This window comes from Streptomyces sp. NPDC059906, from assembly GCF_042730645.1.
Taxonomy (GTDB): domain Bacteria; phylum Actinomycetota; class Actinomycetes; order Streptomycetales; family Streptomycetaceae; genus Streptomyces; species Streptomyces rubrogriseus.
Window position 1 is genome coordinate 1 of sequence record NZ_JBHWKU010000006.1, and the last position, 21,455, is coordinate 21,455.

General features: G+C 73.3%; 19 protein-coding genes. 5 read left to right on the top strand and 14 right to left on the bottom strand.

Annotation, left to right across the window (positions count from 1 at the left end; genetic code table 11):
- The 3 genes from ACFV9J_RS11520 to ACFV9J_RS11530 form a co-directional block, all read right to left on the bottom strand.
- A partial coding sequence (locus ACFV9J_RS11520; RefSeq protein WP_385353558.1) for an MDR family MFS transporter occupies positions 1 to 1,613 on the bottom strand: 1,613 nt, incomplete at its 3' end.
- Between the two features lie 94 nt (positions 1,614 to 1,707).
- Entirely contained in the window at positions 1,708 to 2,349 is a 642-nt protein-coding gene (locus ACFV9J_RS11525; RefSeq protein WP_385352928.1) for a TetR/AcrR family transcriptional regulator, read from the bottom strand.
- An 83-nt stretch (positions 2,350 to 2,432) separates the two neighbouring features.
- The gene (locus ACFV9J_RS11530; protein ID WP_385352930.1) at positions 2,433 to 3,017 is read right to left on the bottom strand and encodes a rhodanese-like domain-containing protein; all 585 of its coding nucleotides are present in this window, start codon (positions 3,015 to 3,017) and stop codon (positions 2,433 to 2,435) included.
- A gap of 99 nt (positions 3,018 to 3,116) precedes the next feature.
- Here ACFV9J_RS11530 and ACFV9J_RS11535 point away from each other — a divergent pair, with 99 nt between their 5' ends.
- On the top strand, positions 3,117 to 3,395 hold the full coding sequence (locus ACFV9J_RS11535) for a metal-sensitive transcriptional regulator (protein WP_003978241.1): 279 nt from the start codon (positions 3,117 to 3,119) through the stop codon (positions 3,393 to 3,395).
- A gap of 39 nt (positions 3,396 to 3,434) precedes the next feature.
- On the opposite strand, the gene ACFV9J_RS11540 is transcribed toward ACFV9J_RS11535, so the two are convergent.
- On the bottom strand, positions 3,435 to 4,178 hold the full coding sequence (locus ACFV9J_RS11540; protein ID WP_385352934.1) for a sulfite exporter TauE/SafE family protein: 744 nt from the start codon (positions 4,176 to 4,178) through the stop codon (positions 3,435 to 3,437).
- A complete protein-coding gene (locus ACFV9J_RS11545; protein WP_385352936.1) occupies positions 4,175 to 5,557 on the bottom strand; it encodes a rhodanese-like domain-containing protein in 1,383 nt (460 codons plus the stop codon). The genes ACFV9J_RS11540 and ACFV9J_RS11545 overlap by 4 nt, the downstream gene beginning before the upstream one ends.
- A 447-nt stretch (positions 5,558 to 6,004) precedes the next feature.
- Between ACFV9J_RS11545 and ACFV9J_RS11550 the strand changes: the two genes are divergently transcribed.
- A complete protein-coding gene (locus ACFV9J_RS11550) occupies positions 6,005 to 8,395 on the top strand; it encodes a phosphoketolase (RefSeq protein WP_385352938.1) in 2,391 nt (796 codons plus the stop codon).
- Complete coding sequence (locus ACFV9J_RS11555) at positions 8,392 to 10,767, top strand: glycoside hydrolase family 65 protein (protein WP_385352940.1); 2,376 nt, start codon at positions 8,392 to 8,394, stop codon at positions 10,765 to 10,767. The genes ACFV9J_RS11550 and ACFV9J_RS11555 overlap by 4 nt, the downstream gene beginning before the upstream one ends.
- Positions 10,768 to 10,806: 39 nt before the next feature.
- On the opposite strand, the gene ACFV9J_RS11560 is transcribed toward ACFV9J_RS11555, so the two are convergent.
- The gene (locus tag ACFV9J_RS11560; protein ID WP_385352942.1) at positions 10,807 to 11,265 is read right to left on the bottom strand and encodes a hypothetical protein; all 459 of its coding nucleotides are present in this window, start codon (positions 11,263 to 11,265) and stop codon (positions 10,807 to 10,809) included.
- Between the two features lie 282 nt (positions 11,266 to 11,547).
- Here ACFV9J_RS11560 and ACFV9J_RS11565 point away from each other — a divergent pair, with 282 nt between their 5' ends.
- Positions 11,548 to 11,832, top strand: coding sequence for a hypothetical protein (locus ACFV9J_RS11565; protein ID WP_356855840.1), 285 nt, complete (start codon positions 11,548 to 11,550; stop codon positions 11,830 to 11,832).
- Positions 11,833 to 11,852: 20 nt separating this feature from the next.
- On the opposite strand, the gene ACFV9J_RS11570 is transcribed toward ACFV9J_RS11565, so the two are convergent.
- The 8 genes from ACFV9J_RS11570 to ACFV9J_RS11605 form a co-directional block, all read right to left on the bottom strand.
- Positions 11,853 to 13,115: an arginine deiminase gene (locus tag ACFV9J_RS11570; RefSeq protein ID WP_385352945.1), complete on the bottom strand. Its 1,263-nt coding sequence runs from the start codon at positions 13,113 to 13,115 to the stop codon at positions 11,853 to 11,855.
- 64 nt (positions 13,116 to 13,179) lie between these two features.
- Entirely contained in the window at positions 13,180 to 14,634 is a 1,455-nt protein-coding gene (locus tag ACFV9J_RS11575; RefSeq protein ID WP_385352947.1) for a basic amino acid/polyamine antiporter, read from the bottom strand.
- Between the two features lie 73 nt (positions 14,635 to 14,707).
- On the bottom strand, positions 14,708 to 15,472 hold the full coding sequence (locus tag ACFV9J_RS11580; protein ID WP_385352949.1) for a sulfite exporter TauE/SafE family protein: 765 nt from the start codon (positions 15,470 to 15,472) through the stop codon (positions 14,708 to 14,710).
- 13 nt (positions 15,473 to 15,485) lie between these two features.
- Entirely contained in the window at positions 15,486 to 16,256 is a 771-nt protein-coding gene (locus ACFV9J_RS11585; RefSeq protein ID WP_385352951.1) for a GntR family transcriptional regulator, read from the bottom strand.
- A 100-nt stretch (positions 16,257 to 16,356) separates the two neighbouring features.
- On the bottom strand, positions 16,357 to 17,220 hold the full coding sequence (locus tag ACFV9J_RS11590) for a DMT family transporter (RefSeq protein WP_385352953.1): 864 nt from the start codon (positions 17,218 to 17,220) through the stop codon (positions 16,357 to 16,359).
- A 98-nt stretch (positions 17,221 to 17,318) separates the two neighbouring features.
- Complete coding sequence (locus ACFV9J_RS11595; protein ID WP_385352955.1) at positions 17,319 to 18,215, bottom strand: hypothetical protein; 897 nt, start codon at positions 18,213 to 18,215, stop codon at positions 17,319 to 17,321.
- Positions 18,216 to 18,370: 155 nt separating this feature from the next.
- The gene (locus ACFV9J_RS11600) at positions 18,371 to 18,658 is read right to left on the bottom strand and encodes an SCO0607 family lipoprotein (protein ID WP_385353560.1); all 288 of its coding nucleotides are present in this window, start codon (positions 18,656 to 18,658) and stop codon (positions 18,371 to 18,373) included.
- Positions 18,659 to 18,782: 124 nt separating this feature from the next.
- Complete coding sequence (locus tag ACFV9J_RS11605) at positions 18,783 to 20,129, bottom strand: helix-turn-helix domain-containing protein (protein ID WP_385352957.1); 1,347 nt, start codon at positions 20,127 to 20,129, stop codon at positions 18,783 to 18,785.
- 131 nt (positions 20,130 to 20,260) lie between these two features.
- On the opposite strand from ACFV9J_RS11605, the gene ACFV9J_RS11610 reads away from it, so the two are divergent.
- A complete protein-coding gene (locus tag ACFV9J_RS11610) occupies positions 20,261 to 21,436 on the top strand; it encodes a GDSL-type esterase/lipase family protein (protein WP_385352959.1) in 1,176 nt (391 codons plus the stop codon).
- The last annotated feature ends 19 nt before the right edge of the window (positions 21,437 to 21,455 follow it).

A 21,455-nucleotide genomic window follows, 5' to 3' on the forward strand; every position in this document is an offset into this window, starting at 1 on the left:
TGGCCATCCCCATCACCACCGCCGGCAACCTCACCGGCATCCCGGCCGAGGACGTCGCCGCGGTGGTCGGCAGGCAGAGCGGGGCCCTCGCCGGACTCCTCGGCCAGGCGCTCCATGCCGCTGGTGGTCTTCAGCGGCTTCTCCTTGATGAACACGACGGCGACCAGCGCGAGCACCGCGAACGGCGTGGCGACGAGGAACAGGTCGGCCGTGGCGACGGCGTAGGCGTGCTCGACGATCGTCCGCAGCGGGCCGGGCAGCGTGGACATGTCCGGGACGCTGCCCTCGCCGGAGCCACCGCCACCGGGGGCGGTGATACCGGCGTTGCCGAGTCCCTTGGCCGTCTCGTCGGCGACCCGGTTGGCGAGGATCGCGCCGAGGACGCTGACGCCGATGGTGCCGCCCATGCTGCGGAAGAACGACAGCACCGAGGTCGCGGCGCCCAGGTCGGCGGCGGGCACGTCGTTCTGGGCGGCCAGCACCAGGTTCTGCATCAGCATGCCGACGCCGACACCCAGGATCGCCATGTAGAGGCTGAGCAGGCCGAAGTTGGTCTTCGCGTCGATCGTGGCCAGCAGCGCCAGGCCGACGGCCATGATCACCGCGCCCGCCACCAGGTACCGCTTCCACTTGCCGGTCCGGCTGATCACCTGTCCGGCGACGGTGGAGGACACCAGCAGGCCGAGGATCATCGGCAGGCTCATCAGGCCCGCGACGGTCGGCGACTTGCCCAGGGAGATCTGGAAGTACTGCGAGAGGAAGACGGTCCCGCCGAACATGGCGACACCGACCAGGAGGCTGGCGACGGTGGTCAGGGTGACCGTGCGGTTCTTGAAGATGCCGAGCGGGATGACCGGCTCGGCGGTGCGGGCCTCGACGAACACCGCCGCGACCAGCAGCAGTACGCCGCCGCCCGTGAGGACACCGGTCTGCCAGGACGCCCAGTCGAACTCGTTGCCGGCCAGCGACACCCAGATGAGCAGGGCGCAGACACCGGCGACGATCAGGAAGGCGCCGAGCCAGTCGATGCGCACCGCGCGCTTGGTCGTGGGCAGGCGCAGGGTGCGCTGGAGCAGGGCGATGGCGAGCAGCGCGAACGGCACGCCGATGAAGAAGCACCAGCGCCAGCCCAGCCACGAGGTGTCCACCAGGACACCGCCGACCAGCGGTCCGGCCACGGTGCCCACCGCGAAGACGGCGCCGAAGATGCCGGCGTACTTGCCCAGCTGGCGGGGCGGGATGACGGAGGCCATCACGACCTGCGCGAGCGCGGTCAGACCGCCCGCGCCGATGCCCTGCACGACCCGGCTGAAGATCAGCAGCCCCACCCCGTGCGAGAAGCCGGCCAGCAGCGAGCCGACCACGAACATGCTCAGCGACAGCTGGAGCAGCAGCTTCTTGTTGAAGAGGTCGGACAGCTTGCCCCACAGGGGCACCGTCGCGGTCATCGCGAGCAGCTCGGAGGTGACGACCCACGTGTACGACGACTGGCTGGCGCCCAGGTCGGCGATGATCGTGGGCAGCGCGTTGGCCACGACGGTGCCGGCCAGGATCGCGACGAACATGCCGGCCATCAGGCCCGACATGGCCTGGAGTATCTGCCGGTGGGTCATCGAGGTGGGAGGCGCGTCGGCGGGCGCCTGGGTAGCGGTCACGGCATCTCTTTCGTGTGGTGGGTCCTGATGGGTCGCGAGCCCGGCGCGGAGGCTACGCGGACGGTGCCGGGAGACCGGCGGCGAGGAGGGTGAACACCTCGTGGAAGACGTCGAGGAAGGCGGCTTCCTCCTGGTGGGCGGACCAGTGGTCCATGCTGGTGCGCACCGCGGCGCCCGCCACCGCGGCCAGCAGTCGCGGGTAGAGCCCCGGCCCGTCCCCGCCCGTGTCGCCGTCCCCGCGCAGGCGCAGGGCGATGGCGTCGGCCAGGTCCGCCTCGGCCGCCATGTGGGCCCCGACGCCGCGCGCCAGCAGGTGCGGTGAGGCGTGCAGGACCTCGGCGTGCAGCCGCCACAACTCGTGCTGCTGTTCCGCCTCGGCCAGTTCCGCCGCCATGGCCTCGCGCAGGGCTGCCAGCGGGGAGAGATCGGCCGGTGCTTCCAGGACGGCGCGCCGCATGCGTGCGCCCGCGTCCGCGTCGATGACCACGAAGGCCTCGTCGCGGCTGTCGAAGTAGTTGAAGAAGGTGCGCACGGACACCCCGGCCGCGGCGCTGATCGCCTCGACGGTGACCTTCTCCGCCCCGTGTTCGGCGGCGAGACGCACCGCGGCCTCGGCCAGAGCGGCACGTGTGGCCCGCTTCTTCCGCTCCCGCAGACCGCCCCCCGCGGCACCCTTCTCCGTCATAAGTTGCATGGTATGCAAAGATGCACGGCATGCAAAATTGGCGGGCGTCGACCCCTTCGTGAGGGATCGGCGCCCGCCGCCACAGGTGTGCCTCAGGCCGCCAGCCGCGCCAGCGTCTCCTCGAAGGACGCGACGTCCCCGGTGGGCCGGTTGTGCGGCAGCCGGGCCAGTGCCGCGGCCATGCCGCAGGTGTTGGTCACTCCGGAGAAGACCAGTCCCGCGCCTATCGCGCCGGACAGCCAGTGCGCGGGGCGCCAGAAGCGTCCGGCCACGAAACCGGCGGCGACGAGCGACCCGGCCGCGAGGCGCACCTGCCGGTCCATGGGCCACGGCGTACGCGCCCCGGCCGGACGGTCGACGGGGTGACCGGCCGCCGCCCAGGCGTTCGTGCCGCCGTCGAGCGTGGCCGCCGCCACGTTCCGCGCCGCCAGCTGGGCGCAGCCCGTGGCGGACCGGTTCCCGGAGGCGCACACGAGCAGCAGCGGCCCGCGCGCGGCGGCCGCCGCCAGGGCGCCGGCGGCCTCGTCGAGGCGCTCCAGCGGAACGTTGTGGGCGCCGGGCAGGTGGCCGCCGGAGTACTCGCCGGGGGAGCGGACGTCGACGACGGTGAACTCGGCCAGGCGGGCCGCCGCCTGCCCGGTGGTCAGCGCGGTGGCGGTTGCTGCGGGGGTGATCACGGAGCGAGACCTTTCTCGTTGTTCGTCCCCCCGCGCGGTAGGATACCCGCGGGGGTATGTGGGGTTCGGTGAGGTATCGGGTGGAGGAGAGGGAGAAGCGTGGAGCTCGACATGTCGGCCGACGAACTGAAGTCGGCGCTGAACCGGCTGCGGCGTGCCCAGGGCCAGCTCGCGGGAGTCATCCGGATGATCGAGGAGGGCCGCGACTGCGAGGACGTGGTCACCCAGCTCGCCGCCGTCTCCCGCGCCCTGGACCGGGCCGGGTTCTCGATCATCGCCACGGGGCTGCAGCAGTGCATGACCAGTGACGACCCCGAGGTGCGCGACTCGGCACAGATGCGGGCCCGGCTGGAGAAGCTCTTCCTCTCCCTGGCCTGACCCGCCCCGGGCCCGGTGCGCAGCGGGGCGCCCGCCGGGTCACAGCACCGCCGTCGCGCCCATCGCCACGGCCACGGCGAGCAGCACGGCACCGAAGACGCGCCGCAGCGTCCCGGCGGAGACCTTCGCGGCCAGCCGCCTGCCGTCCCACGCGCCGAGGACCGCGGCTGCCAGGAACGGCAGGAGCAGGGTGAGGTCCAGGTGTACGGCGGTGTACGCCCGGCCCGCCAGGGCCACCAGCGCGTTCGCCCCGACCACCAGCAGACTCGTGCCCACCGCCGCGCTCATCGGCACCGCGAGGACGGTCACCAGCGCCGGTACCGCGAGGAAGCCGCCGCCGACCCCGAGGAACCCGGTCACCGCGCCGAGCCCGGCCCCGGCCCCGACCGCCCGGGCCCCGGACACGGTGCCGTTCCCGCGCGGTGTGCGCCGGTGCAGCATGTGCAGTCCGGCCAGGGCGGCCACGGCCGCGAACAGCAGCGTCAGCACCGCCGCCGGGACCCGCGCGGACAGTGCGCCCGCCCCGGCGGCGGGCAGCACACCAGCGGCCGCGAACAGCAGCCCGGCCCGCCACCGCACGTCCCCCGCCCGCGCGTGCGCGACCAGCGCGGTGACCGACATGACGACCACCACCACGAGGCTCGCGGTGGTCGCCGCCGCCGGGGTGAAGCCGAGCAGGTAGACGAGTGCGGGCACGGTGAGGATGCTGCCGCCCGCCCCCAGCGCGCCCAGGGACACACCGGCCGCGGCACCGGCCAGCAGTGCGAGGATCAGCGGCGTCATGCGGCGGTGGCGTCCGAGGGCGTCACGAGCGGGAGGCCCGCCCCGGCCGCCGCGGCGAAGCCGTCGTCGATCGCGACCACCTCGCGCCCGGCGGCGTCCAGCACGGACGCGGCGACCGCCGCCCGCATCCCGCCCGCGCAGTGCACCCACACCGTGCCCGGCGGCACCTCGTCCAGGCGCCGGTGGATCTCGTGGACCGGCAGGTGCACGCTGCCCCGGACCCACCCCTGGGCGCGTTCGGCGTCGCGGCGCACGTCCACGACGACCACGTCCGCACCGTCCCGCCGCGCCGCGGCCAGCTCGGCGAAGGCGGCCCGCCGGAACGAGGCCGGCCGCTCCCCCTGTGCGACCCAGTCGGCCGGGGAGCCCACCGCAGCCGCGGCCGGGAGGTCGATGCCCACCCGGGCCAGCTCGCGCTGGGCGCGGGCCAGGTCCTCGGCGCCGTGCGCGAGCAGCGTCACCGGCTTGCCCCAGGGGATCAGCCAGGCCAGATACGTCGCGAGCTGTCCGTCGACCTCGAAGTTGACCGACCCGGCGACGTGACCGGCGGCGAAGGCCACCCGGGAGCGCAGGTCCACGACCCACTCGCCCGCGGCCAGACGCCGGGCTATCTCGTCCGCGTCCGCGCGGCGGGGCTCGGTCAGGTCCAGGGGAGCGGGCCCCTCGCTGTTCACCGGCGCCATGTGCGCGTAGTAGGCGGGCACGTCGTCCAGCCCGGCCAGCAGCTCGCGGACGAAGGTCTCCACGTCCTGGACGAGCGCCGGGTTGGCGGCCCTCTCGGCGCCGATCGTGCTGTGCTCGCCGCCGGTGGCGGTGGCGGAGCAGAAGCTGCCGAAGCCGTGCGTGGGCAGCACGCTCACCGCGTCCTCGAGCCGGTCCGCGAGACGGTGCGCGGAGGCGTGCTGCGCGCGGGCCAGCTCCTCGGTCAGCCGGGGCTCCACGAGGTCGGGCCGGCCCACGGTGCCGATCAGCAGCGAACCGCCGGTGAAGGCGGCCACGGCCCGCCCCGCCTCCTCAAGGACGTACGACGTGTGGTGCGGGGTGTGGCCCGGGGTGGCCACCGCGCGCAGCTCCAGCCCCGCGTCGACCGGCTCCACGTCGCCGTCGGCCACCGCGACGCGCGCGTACGCCACCTCGGCCCCGGCCGGCACCAGATAGCGCGCGCCGGTGAGACGGGCCAGCTCCAGACCGCCGGTGACGTAGTCGTTGTGGACGTGGGTCTCGGCGACGACGGCGATCCGCACCCCGCGCCGGGCGGCCGCGGCGATGACACGGTCGATGTCCCGCGGCGGGTCCACGACGACGGCCGCGTCGGGACCGCCCGCCAGATAGCTGCGGTTGCCCAGTGACCCGGTCTCCAGGACGTCGACAAAGAACACGGCACGCTCTCCTTCCGGAATTACCCCCTGGGGTATCTCTCCCGGCCACCGTAACAGATATACCCAGGGGGGTATCCTAGCCGTCTGCTCACGCAGTCCACCCGTGCCGTCGCGGACCGAGTGCGCCGCCACTGCGGGCCGGTGCCGCCACGTTCGGGCAACTCCGGTGTACGACGCCGAAGTTGGGGTACCCGGCGCCTCGGCACGGTCGGCACCGGGGTCGGCGCCGGTGACGGCCGTGCTGTTCTCGTCGCGCACCGCCGCCCGCCACCCCTAGGGACCGCCGCCCGCCACCCCGCGGCACCGGCGCTCCGTGACCCGTTCGGAACACCACGTGACCCGAACGGCCCTCTCGGGTACCCGCCCGGTCGGCGCAGGGTTGGGATGTGCACGGGCACCCCGTGCCCGCGCGCCCCGACCGGCTGTCCCGACACGGAAGGACCACCGATGTCCGTCGACACGCAGCAGGCGCCCACCGAACTCACCGACGAGGAGCTCGCCGGCCTGGACGCCCACTGGCGCGCCGCGAACTACCTCGCCGTCGGCCAGATCTACCTGATGGCCAACCCCCTGCTGGCCGAACCCCTGCGCCGCGAGCACGTCAAGCCGCGCCTGCTCGGCCACTGGGGCACCTCACCCGGCCTCAACCTGGTCCACACCCACCTCAACCGGGTCATCAAGGCCCGCGACCTCGACGCCCTGTGCGTCTGGGGCCCCGGCCACGGCGGGCCCGCCGTGCTGGCCAACGCGTGGCTGGAGGGCTCGTACACCGAGACCTACCCGGACATCACCCGGGACGCGGCCGGCATGGCCCGGCTGTTCAAGCAGTTCTCCTTCCCCGGCGGCGTACCGAGCCACGTGGCGCCCGAGACGCCGGGCTCCATCCACGAGGGCGGCGAGCTGGGCTACGCGCTCTCGCACGCCTACGGCGCCGCCTTCGACCTCCCGGACCTGGTGGCCGCCTGCGTGATCGGCGACGGCGAGGCGGAGACCGGCCCGCTGGCGACGTCCTGGCATTCCAACAAGTTCCTCGACCCGGTGCACGACGGCGCCGTCCTGCCGATCCTGCACCTCAACGGCTACAAGATCGCCAACCCGACGGTGCTCGCCCGACTCCCCGAGACCGAGCTGGACGAACTCCTGCGCGGCTACGGCCACGACCCGATCCACGTCACCGGCGACGAACCCGCCGCCGTCCACCGCGCGACCGCCCGCGCCATGGACACCGCCCTGGATCGCATCGCCGCGATCCAGCGGGCCGCCCGCGAGGAGGGCGCCACCGGACGCCCCCGCTGGCCGATGATCGTCCTGCGCACCCCCAAAGGCTGGACCGGCCCCGCCGAGGTCGACGGACTGCCCGTGGAGAACACCTGGCGCGCCCACCAGGTGCCCCTGCCCGCCGTACGCACCAACCCCGAGCACCTCGCGCAGCTGGAGCAGTGGCTGCGCTCCTACCGCCCCGAGGAACTGTTCGACGACGCCGGAGCCCCGCGGCCCGCCGTCCTCTCCGCCGTCCCCGAGGGGCCCCGCCGCCTCGGCGCCACCCCGTACGCCAACGGCGGTCTCCTGCTGCGCGAACTGCCCGTGCCCCCGCTGGAGAAGTACGCCGTGCCCGTCGCGGAACCCGGCGCGAGCATCCACGAACCCACCCGGGTCCTCGGCGACCTGCTCCGGGACGTCATGGCGGCCACCGCGGACCGGCGCGACTTCCGCCTCGTCGGCCCCGACGAGACCGCCTCCAACCGCCTCCAGGCCGTCTACGCCGCCAGCGGCAAGGCCTGGCAGGAGCGGACGCTGCCCGTCGACGAGGACCTGGACCGGCACGGCCGCGTGATGGAGATCCTGTCCGAACACACCTGCCAGGGCTGGCTGGAGGGCTACCTCCTCACCGGCCGCCACGGACTGTTCTCCTGCTACGAGGCGTTCGTCCATATCGTCGACTCGATGGTCAACCAGCACATCAAGTGGCTGCGGGTGACCCGCCGCCTGCCCTGGCGCGCACCCATCGCCTCCCTCAACTACCTGCTCACCTCCCACGTGTGGCGCCAGGACCACAACGGCTTCTCCCACCAGGACCCCGGCTTCGTCGACCACATCCTCAACAAGAGCCCCGAAGCCGTACGCGTCTACTTCCCGCCGGACGCCAACACCCTGCTCTCCGTCGCCGACCACGCCCTGCGCAGCCGCGACTACGTCAACGTGATCGTGGCCGGCAAACAGCCCTGCTTCGACTGGCTGACCATGGACCAGGCCAAGGCGCACTGCGCGCGCGGCGCCGGCATCTGGGACTGGGCCGGCACCGAGGACGGCAGCCGCGAACCCGACGTGGTCCTCGCCTGCGCGGGCGACGTACCGACCCAGGAGGTCCTGGCCGCCGCCCAGCTGATCCGCCACCACCTGCCGGAACTCGCCGTGCGCGTGGTCAACGTCGTCGACATCGCCCGCCTGCTGCCCAGCGGGGAACACCCGCACGGCATGAGCGACTTCGAGTACGACGGCCTGTTCACCGCCGACAAGCCGGTGATCTTCGCCTACCACGGCTACCCCTGGCTGATCCACCGGCTCGCCTACCGGCGCACCGGCCACGCGCATCTGCACGTGCGCGGCTACAAGGAGATCGGGACCACCACCACCCCGTTCGACATGGTGGTCGGCAACGACCTGGACCGCTACCGCCTGGTCATGGACGTCATCGACCGCGTGCCCGGTCTCGCCGTGCGCGCCGCCGCCGTACGGCAGCGGATGGAGGACGTCCGGCAGCGGCACCACGACTGGATCCGCGAACACGGTGTGGACCTGCCCGAGGTCGCCGACTGGACCTGGGAGGCCCCGCGGTGACCGCGACCCCGTCGACCTGGGACTACGACCACTACGACGCCGCCGAGGAGCGGCTGCGCGAGTCCCTGTGCACCCTCGGCAACGGCTACTTCGCCACCCGCGGCGCGCTGCCCGAGTGCGCCGCGGACGACGTGCACTACCCGGGCACCTACGTGGCCGGCTGCTACAACCGGCTCACCTCCACCGTCGCGGGGCGCGAGGTCGAGAACGAGGACATGGTCAACCTCCCCAACTGGCTGCCGCTGCGCTTCAGGCCCGCCGCAGGGGACTGGCTCACTCCCGACACCGCCGAGGTGCTCGACCACCGCCAGACCGTGCACCTTGACTCGGGCGTCCTGGAACGGCTCACCCGCTTCGGGCTCGACGGGGTGCGCGTGCTGTCCGTGCGCCAACTGCGGATGGTGCACATGGCCGATCCCCACCTCGCCGCCCTGCGCACCGAGTTCACCGCCGAGGGCGGCCCGGTCGACCTGGAGGTGGAGGCGGCCCTCGACGGCGGCGCCACCAACTCCGGGGTACCGCGCTACCGGGACCTCGACGGCCACCACCTCACCCACGTGCACACCGGCAGCGCCGACGACGACACGGTGTGGCTGCGCTGCCGGACCCGCACCTCGGACATCCGGACCGGCATGGCCGCCCGCACCACGGCCGGCGCGCCGGTCACCGCGGCCCGCGAGCACCTGTGCGTCACCCAGCGCGTCACCCTGCGCGCCGAACCGGGCCGCACCACCACCGTCGACAAGGTCGTCGCCCTGCACACCTCGCGCGACCCGGCGATCAGCGACCCGCTCCAGGCCGCCGTCGACCGGGTGGCCGAAGCCCCCGGCTTCGACGAGCTGCTGGTCAGCCACCGCACCGCCTGGGGCCAGCTGTGGCGCCGCGCCGAACTGGAGGTGCCCGGCGAGGCGGGCAGCATCCTGCGCCTGCACCTCTTCCACGTGCTCCAGACCCTCTCGCCGCACACCGCCGACCTCGACGTGGGCGTACCGGCGCGCGGACTGCACGGCGAGGCCTACCGCGGCCACGTCTTCTGGGACGAGCTGTTCGTCCTGCCCTACCTGAACCTGCACTTCCCCGAGGTGTCCCGGGCCCTGCTGCACTACCGGCACCGCCGCCTGGAGAAGGCCCGCTCCGCGGCCCGCGCGATCGGCAGGCGCGGCGCCCTCTACCCCTGGCAGAGCGGCAGCGACGGCCGCGAGGAGACCCAGCAACTGCACCTCAACCCGCGCTCGGGCCGCTGGCTCCCCGACCACTCCCACCTCCAGCACCACGTGGGCTCCGCCATCGCGTACAACGTGTGGCAGTACTGCGAGGCCAGCGGCGACGCCGAGTTCCTGCACACCAAGGGCGCCGAGATGCTGCTCCAGATCGCGCGCTTCTGGGCCGACTCCGCCACCTGGGACGAACGCCTCGGGCGGCACCGCATCCGGGGCGTGGTCGGCCCCGACGAGTACCACGAGGCCTACCCCGGCGCCGACCGGCCGGGTCTCGACGACAACGCCTACACCAACGTCACCGCCGCCTGGGTCCTCTCCCGCACCCTCCACGTCCTGGACGACCTGCCCGAACCCCGCCGCCGTGAACTCGGCGAGCGCACCGCGCTGGACGAAGCGGAGCTGGAACAGTGGGACAGCGTCTCCCGCACCCTGCACGTCCCCTTCCACGAGGGCGTCGTCAGCCAGTTCGAGGGGTACGGCGACCTCGCCGAACTCGACTGGGAGGGCTACCGCGACCGGTACGGCGACATCCGGCGCCTCGACCGTCTCCTGGAGGCCGAGAACGACAGCGTCAACAACTACCAGGCCTCCAAACAGGCCGACGTCCTCATGCTCGGCTACCTGTTCTCCCCGGCCGAACTCCGGTCGCTGTTCCGGCGCCTGGGCTACACGCTCGACGAGCGGACCTGGCAGCGCACCGTCGACCACTACCTGGCCCGCACCAGCCACGGATCCACCCTCAGCGGACTCGTCCACGGCTGGATCCTGGCCCGCGCCCGCCGCGCCGAGGCCTGGGACTACTTCCAGGAGGCGCTCAAGGGCGACGTCGCCGACCTCCAGGGCGGCACCACGGGCGAGGGCATCCACCTCGGCGCCATGGCCGGCACCCTCGACCTCGTCCAGCGCGGCCTGACCGGCCTGGAGACCCGCGCGGGCGCCCTGTGGCTGGACCCGGTGCCGCTGCCGGAGCTGTCGTCGTACGGGTTCTCCGTGCGCTACCAGGGCCACTGGGGCGTGCGGTTCCGGCTGGAGCACGGCCGGCTGGAGATCGCCGTGCCCGCGGCCGGACCGCTGCCGATCGACGTCCGGCTGCCGGACCGCGAGGTGCGTCTCCAGCCGGGGGACACCTGCCGGCTGGTGCTGCCGGACTGACCGGGCCCGGCCGGACGACCGGGCCCGTCCGTCGGCCGGTCAGCCGGGCAGGGGGTAGGCCACGGTGCGGGGAGACCCGTCCGGCCTGCCGTCGGTGTAGGTCAGGGTGATCCGGGTGAAGTGCCGCTGACCCGTGCCCTGCTCCCCGCCCGTCGGCATGTCGAGCCGCACGGTCACCGGGTAGGAGTGGAAGGCGCCCGCGGCGCAGTACGGGTCGCAGTCGTTCACGGCGTTCGTGCCCCGGCCCACCGCCGCCTGCGGGTCCCAGCGGAACCAGCGCATGGAGACCAGGCGGCTGTTGCCGTCCCCGCAGGCGAGCACGTACGCCTCGGGCCCGATCTGCGGCTGCCCGGAGCAGTCCACCAGCACCGGATCCTGCGTCTGCCGGGTGTGCGCCGCGGGCTGCGCCGACGGTGCGGCGGAGGCCGTGCCCAGGGGTACTGCGAGCGCGGCGGCGGCACAGAGAGTGACCGCTGCCCTCATCGGGTTCCTGCCCATGTCTGCTCCCGCCGTCTCGGGGTCGCTTGTCTCCGCTTCCCGTTTTCCCCGTTCGACCGTACGACCGCCTCCGCGAACGCACCACTCGTACGGAGCAGCCGCCGGGGCCGCGAGGCCGCCGACCTGGGCGTCCGCCCCACCGTCCGGTTCGTGCGACAAGACGCCGATTGCATCCCCCGTGTGGTCCTCGCGCCGGCCCGCAACCGCCGTCCGCCCCCCGGTGTCTCATGCCGTCAAGAACGGCGACCCGACCGGGCGCCCCCTCACGTGGAGGACCGCGGTATGCACCCGACGACTGCTCCGACCGCCGCCGCCCCGACGCACTCGCGCTCCCGCGACACGCGGGGCGACTTCCTGCTCCAGCCGCCCGACCCCGCCCGGCGCGTCCCCTGCCGCGTCGACCCCGTCGACCTGCGCCGCCTCGACCTGCTCGCCCTGCTGACCGCCGCCGGCATCGCGCCCTCCGCCGGGGACCGGGCCGCCATCGAGCAGCTCAGTGTGCTCCCCGGCAGCGTGCACACGGCACTGCACCGGTGGCTGGAGCAGGCGTACGGGTTCTGCCGCTGAGTTCGCCGAGGTCACCGCGATCAGAAGTCGACGGGGTCGCGCACCAGTGGACACGTCATGCAGTGCCCGCCGCCGCGCCCCCGGCCCAGTTCCGCGCCCACGATGGTGACGACCTCCACCCGGGCCTCGCGCAGCAGCGCGTTGGTCAGGGTGTTGCGGTCGTAGGTGAACACCACACCCGGTTCCACCGCGACGGCGTTGTTGCCGCTGTCCCACTGCTGGCGCTCGGAGGCGTAGGCGTCGCCGCCCGTCTCCACCACCCGCAGCTTCGCCAGCCCGAGAGCCTTGGCGACGACGTCGACGAAGGGCGTCGACCCCTCGTCGACCACGTCGAAACCGGGGGCCCGGTCGCCGGGCCGCAGCGAGAAGGTGTGCACCGCGTCCATGATGCGGGGGTAGACGGTCACCACGTCGCGGTCGGCGAAGGTGAAGACCGTGTCCAGGTGCATGGCGGAGCGCAGCTTCGGCATCCCGGCGACGACGACGTGCTCGGCGGCGCCGCTGCGGAACAGCGCGGCGGCGACCTGGGTGACGGCCTGCCGGGAGGTGCGCTCGCTCATGCCCATGAGGACGACCCCGTTGCCCACCGGCATGATGTCGCCGCCCTCGAAGGTGGCCTGGCCCCAGTCCCGCTCGGGGTCGCCCCACCACACCTTCGAGCCCTTGAAGTCGGGGTGGAAGGTGTAGATCGCCTTCATCAGCAGCGTCTCGTCGTGCCGCGCGGACCAGTACAGCGGGTTGAGGGTGAGGCCGCCGTACAGCCAGCAGGTGGTGTCGCGCGTGTACAGGGTGTTCGGCAGCGGCGGCATCAGGTACTCGCGGGCGCCGGTGGACTCGCGGGCCAGCGCGAGGTGCGGGGAGCGGAAGTCCTCGGGCAGGTCACTGGTGGCGAGCCCGCCGACGAGGTACTCGGCGAGTTCCCTCGGCGAGAGGGTCTCCAGATACGCGCGGGCCGCGTCGATGAGGCCGATGCCGACCTGGTTGGCGGTGATCTTCCGGTCCAGGAGCCACGCCCTGGCCTCCGGGAGCGCCATGATCTGCGCCAGCAGGTCGTGCAGCTCCACCACCTCCACCCCGCGCCGGCGCAGTTCACCGACGAAGGCGGCATGGTCGCGCTGGGCGTTCTCCACCCACATGACGTCGTCGAAGAGCAGCTCGTCGGAGTTGGTGGGAGTCAGCCGCCGGTGCGCGAGACCGGGGGAGCACACCAGGACCTTGCGCAGCCTGCCGACCTCGGAATGGACGCCGAGCGCGGGACTCACGGCGCTCTCGTTGCTGGTCACACGGCCTCCTGGAGGGATGCGTACGAGCGGGGGAGGGGCGGGGGGAGAGGAGCGGGGAAAGGAGTCACAGGCTGATCCACCCGGCCACCAGGGCGAGGAGGCCGACCGCCGCGCCGGTCGCGGAGACGGCCAGGACGACGAGCTCCCCGGGCGAGAACAGCCGGCGGCCCTGCTCCCGGCGGGCCATCACGAACAGGACGGTCGCCGGGGCGTAGACGACGAAGGACACCAGCACGAACTTCAGCCCCGCCGCGTACAGCAGGAACGCCGTGTACAGCGTCGCGACGACACCGACGGCCAGCTCGCGCCGCGAGGTGCGGCCGCCCGCGGTGCGCGGGTCGTCCCGGCTGCCGATCCGCACCGCGAAGGCCGCCGCCAGCAGGTACGGGATCAGGGAGAGGGCGCTGGTCAGGTTGAGCGCGAAGTCGAAGGCGTTGCTGGAGAAACTGGTGGCGATCAGCACCAGCTGGGTGAGCAGCGACGTCATCAGCAGCGCGGGCACCGGCACGTCGGCGGCGTCGGTGCCGCGCAGGAAGCGCGGCATGTCCTCGTCCTTGGCCGCCACGAAGAGCACCTCGGCCGCCATCAGCGTCCACGCGAGATAGGCGCCGAGGACCGACACGATCAGACCGACGCTGATGAACACCCGGCCCCAGGTGCCGACGGCCGCCTCCAGGACGCCCGCCATGGACGGCTGGCGCAGGCCGGCGATCTCCGCCATCGGCATGATGCCGTACGACACGATGGTCACCGACGCGAAGACGGCGAAGACGCTGAGGAAGCCGAGCACCGTGGCCCTGCCCACGTCGGAGCGGCGCCGGGCGTGCCGGGAGTAGACGCTGGCGCCCTCCACGCCGAGGAAGACGAAGACCGTCGCCAGCATGGTGCCGCGCACCTGTGAGAACAGGGAACCCGCGTAGTCGGCGCCGCCGAAGTTGTCCGCGAAGACCCCCGGATCGAAGTACACCAGGGCCAGGACCACGAAGAAGACGATGGGGACGAGCTTGGCCACCGTGACGATCCGGTTGATGGCCGTCGCTTCCTTCACCCCGCGCCGGATCAGCCAGAAGAACGCCCACAGCCCGGCGGAGGACAGCACGACCGCCACGGCGGTGTCCCCGTCGCCCAGCTCCGGCCAGATCGACCCGGCGGTCGACATGATCAGGACCCAGTAGGTCACGTTGCCCACGCACGAGCTGGCCCAGTAGCCGAAGGCCGCGAAGAAGCCGAGGTACTCGCCGAAGCCCGCCTTCGCGTACGCGTACACGCCCGCGTCGAGGTCGGGTCTGCGCACGGCGAGGGACTGGAAGACGAGGGCCAGCGTCAGCATGCCGGTGCCCGCGATCGCCCAGGCGATCAGCGCGCCCGCGACGCCGGTCTCCTCGGCGAAGCGCCCCGGCAGCGAGAACACCCCGGCGCCCACCATGGACCCGACGACCATGGAGGTCAGGGTGAACAGACCCACCTTCGCGGCGGGCTGGGCTGAGCTGTCGACGTCGGAAGCAGCGGCCTGCGACATGCCGTCCCTCCGGATGGCCGATCGATTGTGACCACTGTGCAACATGTGGTGGCTTGGGGCATCTTGTTCGCGGTCAGCCGTGCAGGGCGAGGTACGGGGCGAGCGCGAGCAGCGTCGTGATCAGGGCGTACTTCAGGTGGCGGGTGGGCAGCGCGTGTGCGATCCGCCAGCCCAGTAGCACCCCCGCCAGCTCGGGAACCCCGACCAGCACCGCCAGCGGCCAGTCGACGGCCCCCTGGGCCAGGTAACCCACCGTGCCCACACCGGCGATGACGACGGACTGCGCCTGCGCCGAGGCGAGGGACTCCAGCACGGGGACGCCCAGCGCCACCAGCAGGGGCACGGTGAGCATCGGCCCGCCGATGCCGACCACCCCGGCCGCGACGGCCACCGCGCAGCCCATCCCCGCCACCACCGCCGTCGGCGGGTGGGCCCGCGAGGCGGCCGGACGGCGGTGCTCGCGGAACCACACCAGGCCCGCCACGCCCGCCACGAACACGCCGAGCACCAGCCCGAACATCCGCTTGGACACATACGAGTTGACCAGGACGCCGAGCGGGGTCCCGGCGACCGCGCTCACCGCGAGGACCAGTGCCGTGCGCCGGGTCCCGGGCTCGCGCAACTGCCCGGAGCGGGTGTAGGCGGCGGTCGCGAGGATCCCGGTGGCGACATGGGTGACGATGGCCGTTCCGGCCACTTGTGCCGGTGTCAGGCCGGTGAGGGCGAACAGACCGATCGTGGGCAGCACACCGCCCGGCCCGACGGCGGTGATGCCCACCCCGCCGACCAGCCCCAGCAGCCCCAGGGCCACCAGTACGGGCACACTCGCACCGGCCATCACCGGCCTCCTCTCACGGGGTCCGCGGCCCGCCGCGACGCAGCGTGGCGCGCAGGGCCATCCGGTCCGCGCGGATCCGGATCGACTCCGCGTCCACCGGCCGGCCGTCCGCCAGCCGGGTCAGCCGTTCCAGGGCGAACACCGCCGCCCCGGGCTCGATCCCCAGCAGCCGTGCCGTGCCGGGGTCCGCGTTGACCGCGTGCACGGCCACCTCGGCGCGCCCGAGCCGGGCGCCCGCGGCCTCCTCGATCAGGCCGAACACGTCCCGGCCCCGCAGGTCACCGGCGAGCACGGCACGGCCGACGTCGACGGTCAGATAGCTGGTGTCCAACGACAACGGCAGCCCGTCCAGCCACCGCAGCCGCTCCACGTACACACCGCCCGCCCCGGCCGGAACCTGAAGCCGGGCGGCGATCGCGGCGGGCAGCGCGGGGACCTCCACCGCGACCCGCACCTCGTTGGTCACGGTGCCGCGGCCGGTCAGCTCCTCGGCCAGCCCGGTCAGCCGGTCGAGACCGTGCCCGTACTTCGGCAGCAGCACCGTCGTCCCGACCCCGCGCCGCCGGGTGATCAGGCCCTCCTCGCGCAGCAGGGCCAGGGCGTCCCGCACCGCGTTGCGCGAGGCCCCGAACCGGCGGCCCAGGTCCCGCTCGTCGGGCAGCACGCCGTCGGCGAAGGCGTCGTCCGTGATCTGCTGCCGCAGTGTGTCGGCCAGTTCCCGGGCCCGCTCGGCGCGCGGCCGTCCCCCGTGGTGGTCCATGCCGCTCACGGTAACCCGAGTCATGTTTCGCCGAAGTTACGCCACCCTCATTGACCTGCGGAAACGACTGACCTGCGGGTTCGCGGGGAGCGTGGCGCACTTCGCCACCCGGCCCGCGGCGCGCTCACTGCGCGGTGCGCAGATCCGCACCTCGCCTGGCCAGGCTGAGGACACCCACGACGACCAGTGCCACCCCGAGCAGTTGCGGCACGACCCACCAGTGGCCGCGCACGTCCTCGCGGTAGAGGACCACGCCGAGCAGCAGGCTCACCGTCGCGTCGCCCAGGGTGAGGGCGGGCTGGGAGGCGACGAGCGGGCCGCCCTGCATGGCGTGCTCCAGCAGCAGCACGGCACACACCCCGGCCACGGCGAATCCGTAGGTCTGCCAGGCGGTGAAGAAGCCGACCACACCGGCGGAGTCCAGGGCGCGCATGGAGTCCTTCATCAGACCGGCCGTCAGCGCGTAGCACACCGCCGTGGCCGCGCCGAGGCAACCGGCACGGGCCTTGCCGACGGGGCGTTTGAGTCCCGCGGCGGCCAGCAGCACGGCCGCCCCGGCGCAGGCCACCAGAGCCGGTACCCAGCGGTCCAGGGGCACTTCGGCCTCGCCGCCCTCGGGCGCGGCCGAGGCGAGCGCGACGCCCAGCCCCACGACCACCCCGCCCACGGCGAGCCACAAGGCCTCCGGCAGCCGGTTGCCGGTCAGCAGCGAGGCCAGCAGCAGGGCCAGCGGAAGTTCCAGCACGAACAGGGGCTGGACGAGTGACAGCGGCCCCGTCGCCAGGGCCACCGCCTGCCCCACGCCGGCCACCACGACGGCCAGCATTCCGCCCAGCCACACGGGCCGCCGCAACAGGTCGAGGACGAGTCCGGGGCGGAATCCCCGGGACTGCGGCACGCTCAGCGCGGCGCGCCGTTGGAGCACGGTGGCCAGCGCGTTGCTGAACGCGGCGAGGAGTGCGAAGAGCACCGGCAGGACAACACCCATCCACCGATACTCACCCCGAAATCCCCCGGCCGCGCGCCCGCGGCCCGACGGGGACGGAGGGGACGGCGCAGCTGTCGCTCAGATCTCGCTCATCTCGCTCAGCTGCCGCTCCGCGCGGACTGGGTCCCGGCCGCGGGCTCCTGCTTCGGCTCGGAGGCGGGGGCCTCGGTGGCGGTGTAGTAGACCGAGGTGCCCTGCTTGGTGCGCTGCGCCTGGTTCTTGGCGACGAGTCCCTCGAGCGTGGTGCGCACGACCGTGGTCTTGACGGTGCGTCCGGAGTGGGCCTCGCTCAGCGCCGTGGTGACCTCGGCGGCGGACCGCGGTTCCCGCTGCCCGACGAGGTGCTCGCGCACCAGCTCCACCAGGGTGGGCTGGGCGGTGGCCCGCGCCGCCGCCTTCTTCGCGGCGGGCTTGGCGGCGGGCTTGGCGGCCGACTTGGCCGGTGCCGTGGTGGCCGCGTCGGACGCCGTCTTGGCGCCGGTCTTCGTGCTCGGCTTCGGGTCCGCCTTGGTGTCCGCCTTCGTGTCCGCCTTCGTGTCCGTCTTCGCGGTGGCCTTCGTGGTTGCCTTTGTGGTGACCGTGGCGGTGGACTTCGTCGCCTTCTTCGCCTTCGGCTTCGAGGCGGGCTTGGCACCGGGCTTCGGGGCCGCGGCGCGCTTGGGTGCGGTGGTGGTCTTCCTGCCCCGCGTCCGCCTGCCCGGCTCCGACTGCGGGGCGGCACTGCCGCGCGGCGCCGGCACGGTGGCCGCTCCGGTCGAGGAGGCCGGCTCGGGCGCGGGTGCGGCCTGGGCCGGCTGCGGGGTGATGCCGAGGGCCTGCTGCATGTTCACGAGCAGGGCGTGGTCGTGCTGCAGCGCGGCCAGTTGCTGCTGGAGAGCCGTGATCTCCGTGCTGACACGTTCCTGCTCCTTGACGTTGCGCTCCAGGTCGTCGGTCACCTGGACGCTGTACTGCGAGGCCAGTTCCGTGGCGGACTGCATCGTGCTCTCGGACATGGTGTTGACTCTCCTTGGTTCGCGGCCGTGAAGGCTGACGCGCAGCCCCCGGTTGTTGCCCTGTTCGCTGCCGAGTCGGTATACCACGTATGGCCGCCCTCGTGGTATGTGCCGCCGCAACCCCGGGTGTGTGTTCGGACCGCGGAGCGCGTCGTTCACCCGCCCTCGGGCACCTCCACGACCTTGCCGTGTTCGTCGACGGTGTGTGTCTGCCAGTAGGTGTCCCACTTGTCACCGACGTGTTCCGGGACCTTGCCCTCGGGGTAGCGGGTGTAACCCTCGGGCGGCTCCTCGCCGTTGGGCACACACGCGCCGCCGGTGCCCCCGACGGACAGCACCGGGTACTCGCCTCCGCCGCAGGTGGCCTCCTCCATGGAACAGCCGGTCAGGACGGCCGCGGCGGCGACACAGGCCAGGACGAGACCGGGAACGGCCCGCCTCATGCGGACGGAGGACGCGGTCGGCGGTCGGTGAACCGGGTTGCTGGTACGCACGGTTGACTCCCTGTGGGTGACTGGTGCGGCAAGCGTCCCCCGCCGGGGGGAAGCACCTCATGAGTACGGGTACTCAATCGGACGAGCCGTACGACCCGTCACGGCCGGCCAATCGGTCCAGTCGGCCTGCGCTCGCCCGTGCCTCCCGCTCGGCCCCCGCGACGGCGTCCGCGGCCGTTCGGTGCCGCTCCTGCGCCACCCGCCGTTCCCGCTCGGCCCGGTCGAGGTCCTCGCGGGCCCCGCGCAGTCTCTCTTCAGCGGCGGCCACCGTCTCGCGGGTCCGGTCCAGCTCGTCGTCGGCCCGGTGGAGCGACTCCCGTGCGCCACTCTGCTCGGCGCGTGCGTCCCGCAGGTGTCCCGCGGCCCGCTCCGCCTCCCGCTCGGCCCGCTCCAGCTCCTCCTGCCGTTTGCGGCGCCGCTCGGCGAGTTCGTCCTTCGCCCGGGCTCCGGAGGCGGGGCGGGGCGACTTCGGGCGCGGTGCCGGCCCGGGTGCCGTGGTCCGGGCCGGCCCCGCCGCAGCCGTGCCCGGGGGGAAGTCCGAGGGCGGGGTCAGGGAGACCTCCAGGCGACCCCCGGCCCACTGGTCGGCCGCGTCCGGGTCGGCGAGGACCGCGCGCAGGGTCGACTCCACCTCCCGCTGCGCCGCCTGGGACAGCCGGTGCCCGGCCTCACCGGCGAGCTGTGCGGTCTGCCGGGAGAGGGCGGCGACGATGCGCCGGCGCTGCGCCGAGAGTTCCTTGAGCCCAGCGGCGTCCAGGGTGCGGTGCGCCTCGCGCAGTGCCTGCCCCAGTTCCAGGAACCGCCGGGTCTCCTCCGGCCGGGAGCGGGTCAGTAGATTGGCCGCCCAGGCCGCGAGCGTGGGCCGGCGGGCGGCGTGGATACGACGGGCGTCCTCCTTGCGGCCCGCCGTTCTGGCGGCCGCGGCGCGTTCCTCACGGAGGGGGACGAAGCCGGACGGCGGCGTGCCGTAGAGCTCGTCCAGGACCTGCTCGACCCCTCCCGCGTCCGGTCCGCCGGTGTCCCGGCGACGCCCGCCCTTGCGCTGCATGACCTCGACCCTCCGCCGCCGCACACCACCATGCCCTCTGTCTACGGTCACGCGGTCCGCCCCGCGACCCGGCCGGGGCCCACCCGGGAACGATGCCGGGCCGGCGGCGGCGTGCGGGCTGACTCCGGTGGTGCGCTTGAAGCGGTCGCGGAAGGAGGTCGGCGAGCCGAAGCCGACCTGGGCGGCGATGCGTTCCACGGAGTGCACCGTGGTCTCCAGCAGGTGCTGCGCCTGGCGGTCCCGGGCGCGGCCGGCGGGAAGGTGCCGGAGCAGACGGAGGCGATCCGGGTGCCGTTCCCGGCCGCCGTGCCGGGCACGACGACGTGTGCGCGTCCGGGGTGTGCGTGGCGTTTTCCCGTCGAAAGCTGGCACTGCTGGCCACAGGCGGCCGGCCGAACCGCCTGTCTATCGCAATAAGTGATTTGCCTAATGACATTAGGATAATGCACAATCGGCGAAGGAAGGCGCTGTACAGCGAGAGACGCACCACCGCCGGAGGCGAGATGCACACCACGGACGACTGGATCACCACACCCCTCACCCGGGACCTGCTGCGGGGCGCCCTCGACGTGGAGCGCACCGAGCGCGGCCTGCTGCCCCACCGGCTGCCCGCCAGGGCCCGCGCGCAGAACAACGACGGCCAACTGGCCATGGCCGAGTCCCAGCCCTCCGGCGTACGCCTGGCCCTGCGCACCCGCGCCACCGTCCTCGAACTGGACACCCTGCCCACCAAGCGGGTCTACGTCGGCGTCCCGCCACGTCCGGACGGCGTGTACGACCTGCTCGTCGACGGCCGTCCGGCGGGCCGGGGCAGCGTCGCGGGCGGCAACACCCTGACCATCGACATGACCACCGGCACCGCGGCCGTCGAGCCCGGTGGGGTCGGCACCCTCCGCTTCGCGGACCTGCCCGAGGGCACCAAGGACATCGAGATCTGGCTGCCGCACAACGAGACCACCGAACTCGTCGCCCTGCGCGGCGACGCCCCCGTCGAGCCCGCCCCCGACCCCGGCCGCCGGGTCTGGCTGCACCACGGCAGCTCGATCAGCCACGGCTCGGACGCCGCGAGCCCCACCACCACCTGGCCCGCCCTGGCCGCCTCCCTCGGCGGCGTCGAACTGATCAATCTGGGCCTGGGCGGCAGCGCCCTGCTCGACCCGTTCACCGCACGGGCCATGCGCGACACCCCGGCCGACCTGATCAGCGTGAAGATCGGCATCAACGTGGTCAACGCCGACCTCATGCGTCTGCGTGCCTTCGGCCCCGCCGTGCACGGCTTCCTGGACACCGTCCGGGAAGGCCACCCCACCGCCCCGCTGCTGGTCGTCTCACCCATCCTGTGCCCCGTGCAGGAGGACACCCCCGGTCCCCTCGCCCCCGACTTCTCGGGCATCGCCGAGGGCCGCCTCCGGTTCGTCGCCACGGGTGACCCGGCGGAGCGCGCGAGCGGGAAACTGACCCTGAACGTCATCCGCGACGAGCTGTCCCGAATCGTGTCGGAGCGGGCCGCCGACGACGAGAACCTGTACTACCTCGACGGCCGCGAGCTCTACGGACAGGCCGACGCGGTGGACCTGCCCCTGCCGGACGCCATCCACCCGGACGCCGCCACCCACCGCCTCATCGGCGAACGCTTCGCCAAGCTGGCCTTCGCCGACCGTGGCGCTTTCGGCGGCTGAGCTTCACGGCCCGGTTCGC

Coding starts and splice junctions, on each gene's coding strand:
- ACFV9J_RS11525 (WP_385352928.1), bottom strand. CDS start 2,349: ATGCAACTTATGACGGAGAAGGGTGCCGCGGGGGGCGGTCTGCGGGAG.
- ACFV9J_RS11540 (WP_385352934.1), bottom strand. CDS start 4,178: ATGACGCCGCTGATCCTCGCACTGCTGGCCGGTGCCGCGGCCGGTGTG.
- ACFV9J_RS11550 (WP_385352938.1), top strand. CDS start 6,005: ATGTCCGTCGACACGCAGCAGGCGCCCACCGAACTCACCGACGAGGAG.
- ACFV9J_RS11560 (WP_385352942.1), bottom strand. CDS start 11,265: ATGGGCAGGAACCCGATGAGGGCAGCGGTCACTCTCTGTGCCGCCGCC.
- ACFV9J_RS11565 (WP_356855840.1), top strand. CDS start 11,548: ATGCACCCGACGACTGCTCCGACCGCCGCCGCCCCGACGCACTCGCGC.
- ACFV9J_RS11575 (WP_385352947.1), bottom strand. CDS start 14,634: ATGTCGCAGGCCGCTGCTTCCGACGTCGACAGCTCAGCCCAGCCCGCC.
- ACFV9J_RS11580 (WP_385352949.1), bottom strand. CDS start 15,472: ATGGCCGGTGCGAGTGTGCCCGTACTGGTGGCCCTGGGGCTGCTGGGG.
- ACFV9J_RS11585 (WP_385352951.1), bottom strand. CDS start 16,256: ATGACTCGGGTTACCGTGAGCGGCATGGACCACCACGGGGGACGGCCG.
- ACFV9J_RS11590 (WP_385352953.1), bottom strand. CDS start 17,220: ATGGGTGTTGTCCTGCCGGTGCTCTTCGCACTCCTCGCCGCGTTCAGC.
- ACFV9J_RS11595 (WP_385352955.1), bottom strand. CDS start 18,215: ATGTCCGAGAGCACGATGCAGTCCGCCACGGAACTGGCCTCGCAGTAC.
- ACFV9J_RS11600 (WP_385353560.1), bottom strand. CDS start 18,658: ATGAGGCGGGCCGTTCCCGGTCTCGTCCTGGCCTGTGTCGCCGCCGCG.
- ACFV9J_RS11610 (WP_385352959.1), top strand. CDS start 20,261: ATGCACACCACGGACGACTGGATCACCACACCCCTCACCCGGGACCTG.